Source organism: Pelomonas baiyunensis (assembly GCF_043555935.1).
GTDB lineage: Bacteria > Pseudomonadota > Gammaproteobacteria > Burkholderiales > Burkholderiaceae_C > Pelomonas > Pelomonas baiyunensis.
This window is the reverse complement of the sequence record NZ_JBIGIB010000004.1, coordinates 481,411-494,257: the sequence shown is the minus strand read 5'-3', so window position 1 is coordinate 494,257 and position 12,847 is coordinate 481,411. Positions and strand designations below refer to the sequence as shown.

The following is a 12,847-nucleotide window of genomic DNA, read 5'->3' as shown; positions in this document are numbered from 1 at the left end:
AAGCACACCGGGCCGAGACGTGGATTGTCCGATTCAATGTAATCATGCTGTAACCACCGAGGTCGGTGGGGTCATGCAAAACCGGAATAACGCCATGCGACGCCCGGGAAATTGCTGACGCGGCTCGCGAAGGCGGGCTCGGCGGGTGGCGAAAGCGGGTGTAACCCGTGGTGGCTGTCGAAGTTCTTTGATTTCTGAACTTTGTTCGCTGAATCCTGAACTTTGGCTGCGAACCGGATTGGGCCTCACCGCGACCCACCCCCGCCTAGTTCCAGCGCCACTTGCCGGGCGAGTCAGGCCAGCGGCAGCCTCGCTGTTACATTTCCGGAGGAGCCCTCGCAGAAAGGGCCACACGCACACGAGACAGAGGAATAGTCGTGTCACGCCCCCTCCGCAAGAACACGCTTGACGGCATTCCCTATTGCCGGCGCGATGTAGTCGAAGCAGAACTCGCTGACCTAGCCGCCATCAGCCCCCAAGAGCTGGAAGCGCGCGCGGCCGCACGGAAAAGTAGCGCGCCAGGCTTTGTGTCGCCAGAGGCGCTGCTGTACTTCATCCGCAACGCGCCTGCTGGCACTCACCGCGACAAGCTCACACAGGCGCTCCTTGACCGCGTTGTTCGACTGGCGAGGTCGACCTCCAGGTCGAGCGGTGCCGTCAGCTCTCTGACCGAGAAGAACATCCAGGAGGAAGTTGTCGACCACTTCGTCGACCTGCTGCTCAGCGATCGGGGGCAGTACGACGAGCGGCTCGACTACTACGAAGTCAACTTCAACTCGGCCGTCGCGAGTGATCGTTACGACGCAAGCGACCGCCATTGGAAGCACGAAAATCGGTCCGAGGAGCTTGGCACCAACGATGATGAGGTGCCCGAGCATGTGCACGAAGCCATGGGCGACTACGACCCATTCAACGCCGACGCGCTCGACGAAAAAGATTACTGGTTGCTCCTCGATGACGCGATTGACAACCTGCCTGAGTTCCAAAGGAGGATTGTCGTGATGCTGCGCCAGGAAGTTCCCATCGAGTCGAGCGACCCCTCAGTTAGCTCTATCAGCGAAGTGTTGTGCAAGACCCCGAAGACCATTGCTACGCATCGGGATAAGGCTTTCGCATCGCTGCGGCGTCGCCTCGAGCGCAAGGGGAGGTTGTGATGACCAGAAATCACGCAACCCCGGCAGAAGACGTCCTCAGGGCTTTCGCCATGGACTTTGAGCCTGGCGCAGGCGTCCTCCAGCGCTACCTCGCTAAGTACCCAGAGCACGCAATCGCGTTGGTCGATCTTTCCAGGGAACTGTCCCGTGAGATTGACGACGACGATCCGCCAAGTGCCGCGGAAGTAGCCCTCATTTCGTCACGTATGGAGCGACTTCGCGAGAGCACTGTGTCCCTTCAAGCCCTTCAGGTTGCACCAGCTAGGACCTTCACGGCGGCGTTCGATTTACTTGCCCTGCCTCTGCAAGTTGGTGTTGCGTTCCGCGAACGTCGAATAGACGTAGCGACCTTGCCTCGACGTGTGGCCGCGACGGTGGCGGAGGCACTGAAGACATCGACAGAGACACTTCTTTCGTATCTCATGCTTCCTCCGATGGTCTCAGCGGTCCGAGCAAAGAAGTCGACCGTCAAGCCAACAGCACCTGAGAAGGTGTCGTTTGAGAAGGTCTTGCGAGACGCCGGCCTCGACGACCAAAGCATTTCGAAACTGCTCCGCGAGGAGTAGCTGTGGACCCGATAGAGCTGGGTCGGCAGCACGCTCGGCGACTGCACGATGAGGCAGTTCAACGTGGGCGCAATCCATGGGAGCCGTACGCGTTCGCTGTCGGGATAGCCAATGATCTCGGCATCAGGGTCGAAAAGTGCGCTCCAGATAGTGAACTACTCGATGGGGGCCGAGCCTGTTTTGACCCGGACATTCCCCTCATCCTCCACGAGACCAAAGGGTCACCTTTCGACCAGGCGTTCCTGGTAGCGCACGAAGTCGGGCACGCGGAGCTGGGTGATGGCGAAGAGGAGGCTGAGCCCTCAACAAGCATCGACCCGGCGCGAACCTCGGAGGCAGCACCTGTCGGGATGGACCGCGTCGTCGACTACAGCCGGCGTCAGCGGCGGGAAGTCCAGATGGACCTTTTCGCGCGGGAGCTACTACTTCCAAGACACTTGGTGATCGACCAGCATGTAGCCCAAAGCCAGACCTGCTCCGCCATCGCCGCGCGACTCGGGGCTCGGTTTGAGGTTGTCGCGCAGCAGATGCTGGACGCCCTGTTGCTGCCTGCCTTTCCGAACGTCGCCGCGGCAGAACCGGTCGAAATCCCGCTGAACGACAAGCAGAGAACCGCCGCCGAGCACCGCGGCGCTGCTTTCTTGCTCCAGGCCGGTCCAGGTACGGGGAAGACGCGCACGCTGGTGGCCCGCGTCGAGGGACTCCTCGACGATGGCGTTGACCCCAGGCGCATCCTCCTCCTCACCTTCTCAAACAAGGCCGCCGGAGAGATGGCGGATCGGCTCGCGCAGGAGCGCCCAAAGCAAGCGGCCGCGTTGTGCATTGGCACGTTCCACAGCTTCGGCCTGGACATCCTCAGGCGCTTCAACGACCGGTGTGGGCTACCCGAAAACCCTCGGCTGATGGACCGCACCGAGGCCGTTGAGTTGCTCGAAAACGAGTTCCCTCGGCTCGGTCTGAAGCACTACCGAAATCTGTACGACCCCTCGCAGACCGTGGCCGATATCCTCACCGCGGTCTCTCGTGCCAAGGACGAAGTCAGTGACCCCCAGGCTTATCTTGCCCTGGCTAAGGGCATGCGCTCGGCGGCGACCGACCCGGCCGACCTCGAAGCAGCTGAGAAGGCAGAAGAGGTTGCCAAGGTCTATGCGCTCTACGAGGAACTCAAGGCCACGGCAGGATGCGTCGATTTCGGCGACTTGGTTATGCAGTCGGTGCTCCTGCTAGAGCGCGACGAAGCAGTCAGGACCCAGCTTCAGGGCGACTACGACCACATCCTGGTCGACGAGTATCAGGACGTGAACCGAAGCAGCGTGCGGCTGCTTACGGCCCTTAAGCCCACAGGGGAGAACCTGTGGGTCGTTGGGGATGCCAAGCAATCCATCTATCGCTTCCGAGGAGCCTCGTCGTTCAACATGGCGCGATTCGGCCACCAGGACTTCCCAGGAGGGGTCCGAGACAGCCTAGACATTAACTACCGCTCCACCTCGGAAATCGTCGACGCCTTCTCGACCTTTGCGACCACCATGAGCGCAGCGGACGGGCCTACGGCGCTCAAAGCCGACCGCGGCGCAGGTGGCGCAAGGCCTGAAGTCATCACGGTCGATGGTGGCGCGCTGGTGACGCCGGCGCTCGTCGACAGCATCGAGCGCTTCCGGACAGCAGGCTTCCGCTATTGCGACCAGGCGGTTCTCTGCAGAGGCAATGACAGGCTGTCCGACACCGGCCAAGAGCTTGAGCGTGCCGGCGTGCCCGTACTGTTCCTGGGCAGCCTTTTCGAGCGCACCGAGATAAAGGACCTGGTTGCGGTGCTGACGCTCCTCGTGGACCGGCGCGCAATGGGCCTGATTCGCACCGCTTGCTGGCCCGAGTTCGCGATGGCGCTTGAAGACGCAGCGTGCGTGTTTGAGCGCTTGCGCAGTGCAGAAGTTGAGCCTGGAGCATGGCGGCAAGGAGCACCCGACGTCACGCCCGACGGGCAGGCCGCCCTAGCTGCACTTGGGGCCGCGCTGGACGGCTTCACCGCCACTTCCCAGCCTTGGACGGTGCTGGCGACTCTCTTGCTCGACCGAACCAGACGGGCGGCGCGCATTGCCTCGTCGTCCAGCGTTCCCGACAAGGCACAAGGCATTGCCATCTGGCAGTTCATGAACTTCGTGCGGGTCCAACCCAACGGCCAAGGTCTCCCGATTCAGCGCCTGGCGGACCGCGTCCGGAGGCTCCTGCGCCTGCGCGACGACAGGGACCTAAGGCAACTTCCTGTCGCGGCACAAGGCATCGACGCGGTGCGCCTGATGACTATCCATGGGTCAAAGGGCCTGGAGTTCCCTGTCGTCCACATGGTGGGTGTGAATCAGGACTCAATCCCGGGCGCCATCCGGCCCTCCAAGTGTCCGCCGCCGAACGGCATGGTCACAGGCGGGCAGGGTAGCCCAGACGAAATTGCCCGAGCCGCGCACAACGAGGAGCAGGAGTGCCTCTTCTACGTGGCAATGTCGCGGGCCAGGGACCATCTAGGGTTCTACGCCGCCACGACGAAGTCCAACGGCGCGTCCAGACCATTGTCCAAGTTCCTTGAACGAATCGGCGGCATCAAGCCAGAGCTGGTCATGCCATCGACGGTGTTGCCGCCGGCCCCAGATGTTGCGCACATACCGGTGAAGTTCTCAGGTACGCCGCGCTTTAGCGCCGAGGCAATTGCCCTCTATGAGGGGTGCGGGCGGCGGTTCCTTTACACGCATCTGCTGCAGGTTGGCGGCCGCCGACGAGTGAGCGCCTTCATGTTGATGCATGAGGCCATCCGTTACGTCTATAGAGCGGTCATTGCCGAGGGCGCCATCTCGGCAGGTCAGTGCGACACACTGCTTGCAGAGGCGTTTGTCGCCCATGGACTTCATGACCACGGCTACGTTGAGGAATTCCGTGCCATGGCGTCGTCGATGCTTGGCTACTTCCTCGAGTCACGGGCCGGCGCTCTGGTGGAAGCTCCAACTGCGTTGCGAATCACCTTTGACAACCATGAGGTTGAGGTCAGGCCTGACGAGGTTTTGGTGCGCAACGGGGTTCGAACACTGCGTCGGGTCAAGACCGGGCACGCCGCCGCCAGCGAAGGCAAGGACGTCGGGGCCGCAGCGTTCGTCCTCGCGGCTCGCGCCGCATTCCCGGATGCGGTCGTGGAGTTGGTCTATCTGGCCGACGCTGAAGCCAAGCCGCTGGTGCTGACGCCCAAGGAATTGACCAATCGCCAGGCCAAGTTGAGCGGCATCCTGGGCGACATCCGTGCTGGCAACTTCCGGGCAGTGGCGTCAGACATGACGTGCCCCAACTGCCCGGCATTCTTCGTGTGTGGCGCCGTGCCGCTGGGGACGTTGTTGAAGGCCTTCTAGAAAAAGTTTACCGGCGGCGTCAGGTCGGTCCGATTGATGGGGTGTAGGGCAGCAATGGAGCTTCCTACAGACCTCACAAGGACTATATGAACTACGACGACGTTGGTGATGCGATCCGCGAGGGTCGTGCTTTGAGGGAGGCTTCCGCCTATCGCTTCCGGTTTGCCCTAGAGGGGCTGACCTTCCGCAACATTGATGTGCCGGACCCGGTTCCCACCGGTAGGCAAATCCTGGCCAGCGCAGGCCTGGACCACCGCGCTGATTACATCCTGTTCGCCTACCTGGACACGGGTGACTTCGAGGATGTCCGCCTGGACGAGACCTTCGACCTGCGCGGCAAGGGCGCTGAGCGCTTCATCGCGTTCAAGTCCGACCGCGACTTCAAGTTCTGGATGAACGACCGTCAGCTGGCCTGGGGCCGCGCCGAAATCCTGGGCAGCGTCCTGTATGACCTCGCCGACGCCGCGCCGGACGAGGCCGTCTTCCTGGAGGTTCGCGGCGGTGAAGACCGCCTGATCGACCCGGATGAGCGCATCAACCTCGACGCCCCCGGCATCGAGCGCTTCATCACCGCGCCCAAGCCGAACACGGGCTACGTCATCTTGGTCAACTCTGAAGAAAAGATCGTGCCGGACAAACACGTCACCTTCGAGCAGGTGGTCAAGCTGTACTACCCGAACGCGGGCAGCGAGACGAACGTCAAGTTCTCGATGACCTACCGCAATGCGGCCTCGCTCCCCCACGCCGGCGAGCTCGGCGAGGGCGGCTCCGTCGAAGTCAAGAAGCAAGGGACGATCTTCAATGTCACCCGCACTGTTCAGTCTTAATCCCGACCTCGCCCGCCTTCGTTCGGAGGGCTACTTCGTGCGCATCCAGGGCAGCCTCCTGGTGATGCTGGAAGTGCCCTACGTCAACGCGCAGCGCGAGGTGCGCTTCGGCACGCTATCGTCGGCCCTTGACCTGGCCGGCGACCGCACCCGCAAGCCCGAGACGCATGTCATCAACTGGGACGGCGACTTCCCCTGCAACGCTGATGGAACGCCCCTGCCGGGCATCTCGCACCAGGAGCCGAACACGGACCTTGGCCAAGGGCTCAAGGCGCGGTTCACGTTCTCCAGCAAGCCGAGCGACCTGGGCTACCCGGACTACTACGCCAAGATGTCGACCTACGCGACCATCTTGTCCGGTCCGGCAGCGGTGCTGCAGGCAGGCTTCAGCCCGCGCGTGTTCCGTGGCGGCGACGAGGAAGAGGAGGCCAGCGTCTTCAACTACCTCGACACGGCTTCCAGCCGCGTCGGGATCGGCGCGCTGGCCGCCAAGCTGGAGCAGGAGGTCGTGGCCATCATCGGCCTCGGCGGCACCGGCGGCTACATCCTCGACTTCGTCGCGAAGACGCCGGTGAAGCAGATTCGCCTGTTCGACCCCGACGTCTTCCTGTCGCACAACGCCTTCCGTGCGCCCGGCGCGCCGACGCTGGAGGAACTGCGCGATGCTCCGAAGAAGGTGCACTATCTGAAAGGCATCTACGAGCGCATGCACCGCTTCATTGAGGCGCACCCCGTGGAGATGAAGGCGGAGGCGCTGGGGCTGCTCGACGGCATCACCTTCGCCTTCCTCAGCATGGATGCCGGCGAGGAGAAGCGCGCCGTCGTGGCCAAGCTTGAGGCCCTGGGCGTGCCCTTCATAGACGTCGGTATGGGCCTGGAACTCACGGACGGCAGCCTCGGCGGCATCCTGCGCGTCACCACGAGCACGCCAGAGAAGCGCGAACACGTCCACCAGGGCCGCATCTCCTTCGCCGGCGGTGGTGGCCAGGACCTGTATGCGTCCAACATCCAGGTCGCCGACCTTAATGCGCTGAACGCCTGCCTGGCGGTGGTGAAGTGGAAGAAGCTTCGCGGCTTCTACCGTGACCTTGAGCGGGAGCACCACTGCACCTACACCACGGACGGCGGGATGTTGCTGAACGGAGACCAGTCATGATGCGGCACCGCACTCTCGAGCACCGGTTTGTCCGGAACGTTCCGCGAGAGCTGGAGCCCGGCGTCCTGTACATCTCGATGGAGTACGCGACCGCGGTGCACTCGTGCTGCTGCGGTTGCGGCGAGCGCGTGGTCACACCCTTCACACCGACGGACTGGAGCATGGAGTTCGATGGGGAATCGGTAACGCTTGAACCGTCGGTAGGCAATTGGAACCAGGCATGCCGCTCGCACTACCTCATCAGGCGAAACCAGGTCATCGAGGCTGGCCCCTGGTCTGCCGCTCGTATCGAAGCGGAACGGCGGCGGGACAAGAAGGTGAAGGCGGCGTACTACGGCACCAAAGTGCCGCCGGCACATGCACAGCCAGACGCGTCGTCGACCTCGTCTGCCGGAGGTAAGGCGCCAACCAGCGGTCCGTTGTCCCGCCTCTTAGGGTGGCTTTCGAAGTAGCCAAGCGCTGTTTTGCCAGCAATTTGAAGACGGCAGCCGATGGAGGCCGGCTCACCTGCAATTGGCATCACTAGTCCGGCATGCGAGGCATGTCCGGAGCCGTCTTTGACGTTTCACAGGAGTGACTATGGGCATCAGGAACTTCCACGCGCCGAAGCCCCCAAAGCCAATTGACCGAATGCAGAACATGAGGACTCTTCAGCCACTCCGCAAGACCAAGTGGGTCAAGGCTCACTGGCGCTTCGACTACAGCACGCATAGGTGGGAATGGGTGCTCGGCCACTGGAGCGCCTAGTCCCAAAACGGCTCACACTTAACGAGCTTTGCGGTACGCACTCAACGCAGGGTGGAATACGCCCACACCACCGAGGTGATCCTCCTCCATCAGGCGATCAAAGTCCGGGCTTCCGAACTCACGGCCCACAGCGGGCGTTCGATCCCACGCCTCTATTTCCAAGCGAGCGCGCTGCTGGCGCCGCAGGGTTTGTGCTCGGCAGCTCTGCCGCCGTCGCTGTCGCATCGAATGCATGGCCCTTCCTCGCTCCTAGCTACTCTTCAGCCAGTCGGCTGGGAATCAAACCCTCGCGGTCGAGCGTCCTTAAGCTCTTCAGCGGCAAATTTGCACCTGTTGGACTGAGTCGAAAGCCGCCGTGATACAGGGCTGCAAGGACCGCACGCCCGTTCGCGTAGTGCATTTGCACTTGCGGTGAGTCGTGCGCGAGGCTGGTGCCTATGGGTGCTGCTCGTGAGTCGGACAAGGCGTGACCGCAGACAGCGCACTCACTCAGCTCAGCGATTCCACTCCCTTTTGGGCCTGCGGTCACCAATGAGACCGGTAGTCGAACGAAGCGATCGCATGCCGGGCAGGTGTCTCTCATCTGGCACGAATGGTCGGGGCAGTAGAGCCAGCAAGCGAAGCGCCAATGGATCCGAAAGTAGGGACTTGGGTCTGTCGCCAAGCATCGGGGGCAATAGCGATACCGACACTTGCGCCCATCAAACAGCAGTAGCCGTTCACTGGCCAGGCCGGATGCCTTGAACGCTTTCATCACGCGGAGTGCCACCTGCAGACGCCGCAACTCAGGCACGTCGCTAGGTACGCCATCTGCGTAGAAGTCAGCGAACCACTGATCGAGGTCCCGGCTCATCCAGCCCAGATACCTGACCATGCGCAAGACCGTGGTTCCCTGGCGCAGCGTTGCACGTGTCAGCCACGAGGCGGGCGACTCCAGCGGCATCGCAAAGCTCAGCCCTACCAGTGCGTTCAAGCGATCGGCAATCACGCCCAGCCCTCGAACAGATCACCCTGCCGATGAAGCACGTGCTTGGCATTCCGCCACCTCGAGGGCAGGCGAAGCCGCATGCGCAGCCCGGAGGCTGCGTTGCGGTCCTCCAGCGTGATGCCACGCACAGCTTGCTCGGCGAGTGAGTCGCCGCAGCCCATACCCAGCGCGATGTGTAGCGGCCGGCCCGCATCCACGTCTCGCAGGGCCTCCAGCCCCTGACGCAGGATCTCATGCACAGCGGCGGTGTCGAGCCAGGGGCATGCCGCATTGAGGTGCGCCCCGCGCAGCGCCCGCACACCGCCGCCCAGGCAGATGCACAGGCGGTACCAGCCGTCGATGCTCAACCCGTCGAAGCTCGCCAGTAGCGGCTCCGGCCGCGTTTGCCCCTCTATGGCGCCCATAACGGCCTTGGACAGCCATTGGCACCAGGCCAACATGCCGGCATCAGCGTCCTGACCTGGAGTGTCAGGCCGGCTCAGAAAGGCTCCGCACCGGCAGACGTCCACCGCAGGCCGATTCGGCTGCAGCGCACGGCCGCAGTCCGCGCAGCGGTCAACGAGCAGCTTGCGATGTACGGGACACGCGGTGTAGCCCATCAAGTCCCACTCCACCCTGGCGACGGCGGACCGCTCCAGGCATTCGGGGCACACCTGGGTGTATTGACCGCGCAGCGTCCAGTCATCACGCCACCGGGTGCCGAACAGCTCGATCTCAGGCCAATGGTCGCCCTGCCTGACGTGTGCGATGCGGCGCACGAACCACTCGGCAGGCGTGCCAGTGAGTTGCTCGTAGAGCGGGGCGTCTTCCGGCAGGATCTGGCGCCTGGTACTCCCCCGGGTCAGGGACAACAGCTCTCGCACGTTGGCACCATTGGCTGACAGCGCACGCAGCAGGAAGCCGCCGGTCGATTCGTTTGCCGTCGGTGTGACCGGGTTGAGCAGCGCAGCCATCAGATGCTCCAGGGGTTGCTGGCCTGTGAGCCCGCGCCGTAGACACGCTCGTAGGCCAGCGCCATGGTGGGCGCGTCGATCTCCGTCTTGCCGGCATCGACACCGACGAGCACAACCTCGGTCACCAGGGTTTTCAGGTCGCGCAGATTGCCCTTTGTCGCCTCGTGCAACGGACGTCGCTGGTCATCGCGCGCGAGGAACGACAGATCGAAGGTCGTGCAGAGCTTGACCATCGCACGCACCAATCCAAGCCACGGACCCGACAGATCAAAGTTGCGCAGTTCCAAGCGCGTCTGGCATCGACTGGTCAGGTAGGGGTCTGTGTCACCGAGCTTCTCCAGCTGCGGGCCGCCACATAGACACAGGCCGACCCCGGTCTCATCCATCAACTGCATCAACAAAGTCGTGAGCGGTGTGCCAGCACCCTGGGCCCGTGACAGGCTGGACGAGCTCAGACACAGGTGGTGTGCCTCGTCGATGAAGATCAAGCGAGTGCCCCTGCGCTTCACCGCCTTGGCGACCTGAGGTGCCTTCATGCCCACGGTGTTGTTGGACACCTTTGGGAAGGCGTACTCCAGGCCAGCCAACATGGCCTCCACCACCGGGCCAAGCGCTTGGGACTTGGTCAGGCGGATGAACAGCGTTTCCGCGCCAGGCGTGATCGAAGCGGACGGGGGCAATGTGTCGACAAACGTCTTGATGAGCGTCGACTTGCCACTGCCAGGAGGCCCGAAGGCCAACAGTCCTTTAGGCACGCTGAACTCCGGCCCGAGTTGGTAGATCCGATCCAGGCTCTTGAGGCCTCGCTCGAACTCGGCGTGGCGGACGATGATCCGATCCACGATACGGGCCGCAGCGAGCGCTTTGGTCGAATACATCTCCAGCCGGCGCGCAGCCAACTTCAGGCCTGCCTCGTCGACGTCTGCGTCGGGCATGACAAATTCTGGTGAGGATGGCATGCCGACCTCACACCGCCACGTACGCGTCGAAGTCCGGAACCTCGATCTCGGGCACCTTCAGGTCCTCCGGCGTAAGCAGGCGCTTTGGTATTGGCGCAGAGGGTGGCGGCGAAGCGCCGGTGGCCGCCGCGGTGGCACCACGAAGTGCATGGCTCGAAGTCAGGCCGGACAGCGCGCGCAACTGAGCCGCTTTAAGCCGCTTGCCGATGGCAGCGCTGGAGTTCCACAACTCCGTCAACTCGGTCTTGGCCTTCAGCAGTCGGTCAGCAATGTCCTTGCGAGCAACTTTGCCTTGGAGCCGCGCGCGGATCGCCTTGTGCTGAACGATGGACAGGCCGTCGGTGTATTCAGGCATACAGCTTGGAACAGGCAGCCACCCCTTGGTTCGTGGATCCTGGATGTGGACCACGTTCAAGTCTTCCGGGTTGAACTTGATCAACGTGCGGAAGTTCGTGCCCACGGCCTTGAGCAGAGCCTGCAGCTCATCGCTGTTGAATCGCAGGGAGTTCGGCACCACACCCTCTCCGCTGACCGTGTACTCCTCGGTCACAGCCACGATGAGGTCCAGTTCGGCAGTGCTCGTGGGCAGCGAGGGCGGCAGCAGCTTCTCCATGCCCTCGCTGAACCGGTCGAACGGAAGCCAGAGCTTGCGCTCGTTGACCTCGAATGGATGGATTTCCACGAAGGCCTTGAGCAGACCAGTACAGAGCGAGCCGAAGGTGATCGTGGCGCTTTTCTCCGGCTTAGGAGGCAGGTAGTTGTTGAGACGCTTTTCAACGCGTCCCTGGTGGGGCAGGTAGCGATGCAACTCGCCCAGGGTCCGTTCGACGAAGGGCTTCAGCCAAGGCTGGCGGACAGCGCAGAAGCGCAGGTCCATGTTCAGGTGCATCGCGATGTCGTGGAACTGGGGGGAATGGAACTCCAACCCGTTATCCACGACCATGAGCCCGGGAATGCCGTACGGTAGCCAGTTCGCTGCCAGGTTGTTGCGCGTGACGTACTCGTCCTTGGGAGAGATCGCCACCTTCAGTGCCGACAGGGTGGCCGCAAGCCCGGTACCCCAGAACGAAATGAAGAATCCAGCCACCAAGCCGCTGAAAGCATCGACGACGATCGTGATGGTGGGTCGTCCGAGCGGCATGCCAGTCCGGTCGCAGATCACAACGATGTCCAGCACGGTGTGATCGATCTCGTACCGCTGCATGGGCCTGTCGGCGCCGATGCCCTTTAACGAGTAGCGCCATCTGTGGCGCGCATAGGCAGCCCCGAAGCGAGCCACGTCTCGCTCGTACGGACTGATCTCTTCGATCAGGCGCCGAACGGTGCTGATGCTGATCGTCTTGCTGTCGAGGCTTTTGTCTGCAGTGAGCACCCTCTCGATCTGTTCCTTCGCGTCCTTGATCGTGGGTCTGCGCTTCGTGCAGTAGAACGTGCGAACTTGTGCTCGACCGATCTTCAGCACGCGCGGGTCCAACCGCTTCGGCGTGACGCGGACCGCGTGCCGGGTCAGCAGGCTCATCAGATTGCCGCCGCTGGTTTCCCAGCGTCTCATCCATTCCATGACGGTGGACGCGCGTGGTGGGCGGGGCTCCTTCTCAGCAGCGTCCATGGCCTCACCCATGGGTACTTCGCCTTTCAGTTCCGCGAGGGCGTGGGAAATGCGACCACGCATACCGTGCCTCAGGCCCTTGCGCTTCATGTAGATCACGTAGCGATAGCGCCTGCGAACCTCTTTGGCCTGGTGCTCCGGCAGGTCATTCAAGGTCTTGACGAGCGGCGCCGACACGCCGGTCGACGCCTCCGATGCGGGGTCACCGCTGACGATCTCCAGATCCCCTGCAAGCACGAGTCGCTGCAGCACGGCGGGCGTCATGGTGTGGGGGGTGCCAGAGACCTCGTCGATGAAGACCAGTTGCCCATCTTCCAAGTGACGCTCAAGGCGTCGGGTTCGGTCGCCGCGCCTGACGACCAAACCAACGTTCAGTGAGTACGTTCTCATTGGCGCCCCCCGACGCATGAGGTTGCCGACCTCACCGCCGAAGCGACAGATTCCGCCGCAGCGCGTGGCATCACTGGATACGTCAGCGGCAGGCCGAACGGACGACGTGTTG

10 protein-coding genes are annotated in these 12,847 nt (G+C 62.8%); 6 read left to right on the top strand and 4 right to left on the bottom strand.

Annotated elements, in window-relative coordinates; genetic code table 11:
* Positions 1 to 377: 377 nt before the first annotated feature.
* The 6 genes from ACG01O_RS16330 (at position 378) to ACG01O_RS16305 (ending at position 7,541) form a co-directional block, all read left to right on the top strand.
* The gene (locus tag ACG01O_RS16330; protein WP_394386186.1) at positions 378 to 1,154 is read left to right on the top strand and encodes an RNA polymerase sigma factor; all 777 of its coding nucleotides are present in this window, start codon (positions 378 to 380) and stop codon (positions 1,152 to 1,154) included.
* Entirely contained in the window at positions 1,154 to 1,720 is a 567-nt protein-coding gene (locus ACG01O_RS16325) for a hypothetical protein (protein WP_394386185.1), read from the top strand. The genes ACG01O_RS16330 and ACG01O_RS16325 overlap by 1 nt, the downstream gene beginning before the upstream one ends.
* A 2-nt stretch (positions 1,721 to 1,722) precedes the next feature.
* Entirely contained in the window at positions 1,723 to 5,106 is a 3,384-nt protein-coding gene (locus tag ACG01O_RS16320) for a UvrD-helicase domain-containing protein (protein ID WP_394386183.1), read from the top strand.
* Between the two features lie 86 nt (positions 5,107 to 5,192).
* Complete coding sequence (locus ACG01O_RS16315; RefSeq protein WP_394386182.1) at positions 5,193 to 5,933, top strand: multiubiquitin domain-containing protein; 741 nt, start codon at positions 5,193 to 5,195, stop codon at positions 5,931 to 5,933.
* Entirely contained in the window at positions 5,908 to 7,089 is a 1,182-nt protein-coding gene (locus ACG01O_RS16310) for a ThiF family adenylyltransferase (RefSeq protein WP_394386181.1), read from the top strand. Before ACG01O_RS16315 ends, ACG01O_RS16310 begins: the two co-directional genes overlap by 26 nt.
* Positions 7,086 to 7,541 carry a ubiquitination-like system serine protease family protein gene (locus ACG01O_RS16305; protein ID WP_394386180.1) on the top strand — a complete coding sequence of 152 codons (456 nt, stop codon included), beginning with the start codon at positions 7,086 to 7,088 and terminating at the stop codon, positions 7,539 to 7,541. Before ACG01O_RS16310 ends, ACG01O_RS16305 begins: the two co-directional genes overlap by 4 nt.
* A gap of 548 nt (positions 7,542 to 8,089) precedes the next feature.
* Here the strand turns inward: ACG01O_RS16305 and ACG01O_RS16300 are convergent.
* From ACG01O_RS16300 to ACG01O_RS16285, 4 genes are read right to left on the bottom strand one after another with little or no spacing between them, the layout of a single operon-like run.
* Entirely contained in the window at positions 8,090 to 8,779 is a 690-nt protein-coding gene (locus ACG01O_RS16300; RefSeq protein WP_394386354.1) for a TniQ family protein, read from the bottom strand.
* Positions 8,780 to 8,820: 41 nt separating this feature from the next.
* A complete protein-coding gene (locus tag ACG01O_RS16295; RefSeq protein ID WP_394386178.1) occupies positions 8,821 to 9,777 on the bottom strand; it encodes a TniQ family protein in 957 nt (318 codons plus the stop codon).
* Positions 9,777 to 10,712 (bottom strand): AAA family ATPase, encoded by a 936-nt coding sequence (locus ACG01O_RS16290; protein ID WP_394386177.1) that lies wholly within the window; start codon positions 10,710 to 10,712, stop codon positions 9,777 to 9,779. Before ACG01O_RS16290 ends, ACG01O_RS16295 begins: the two co-directional genes overlap by 1 nt.
* Before the next feature lie 31 nt (positions 10,713 to 10,743).
* Positions 10,744 to 12,609 carry an integrase catalytic domain-containing protein gene (locus ACG01O_RS16285; RefSeq protein ID WP_394386175.1) on the bottom strand — a complete coding sequence of 622 codons (1,866 nt, stop codon included), beginning with the start codon at positions 12,607 to 12,609 and terminating at the stop codon, positions 10,744 to 10,746.
* Positions 12,610 to 12,847 lie beyond the last annotated feature (238 nt).

Excerpts from the sequence above, each read along its gene's own strand:
- ACG01O_RS16325 (WP_394386185.1), top strand. The coding sequence starts at position 1,154 with ATGACCAGAAATCACGCAACCCCGGCAGAAGACGTCCTCAGGGCTTTC.
- ACG01O_RS16315 (WP_394386182.1), top strand. The coding sequence starts at position 5,193 with ATGAACTACGACGACGTTGGTGATGCGATCCGCGAGGGTCGTGCTTTG.
- ACG01O_RS16310 (WP_394386181.1), top strand. The coding sequence starts at position 5,908 with ATGTCACCCGCACTGTTCAGTCTTAATCCCGACCTCGCCCGCCTTCGT.
- ACG01O_RS16305 (WP_394386180.1), top strand. The coding sequence starts at position 7,086 with ATGATGCGGCACCGCACTCTCGAGCACCGGTTTGTCCGGAACGTTCCG.
- ACG01O_RS16300 (WP_394386354.1), bottom strand. The coding sequence starts at position 8,779 with ATGCCGCTGGAGTCGCCCGCCTCGTGGCTGACACGTGCAACGCTGCGC.
- ACG01O_RS16295 (WP_394386178.1), bottom strand. The coding sequence starts at position 9,777 with ATGGCTGCGCTGCTCAACCCGGTCACACCGACGGCAAACGAATCGACC.
- ACG01O_RS16290 (WP_394386177.1), bottom strand. The coding sequence starts at position 10,712 with ATGCCCGACGCAGACGTCGACGAGGCAGGCCTGAAGTTGGCTGCGCGC.
- ACG01O_RS16285 (WP_394386175.1), bottom strand. The coding sequence starts at position 12,609 with ATGACGCCCGCCGTGCTGCAGCGACTCGTGCTTGCAGGGGATCTGGAG.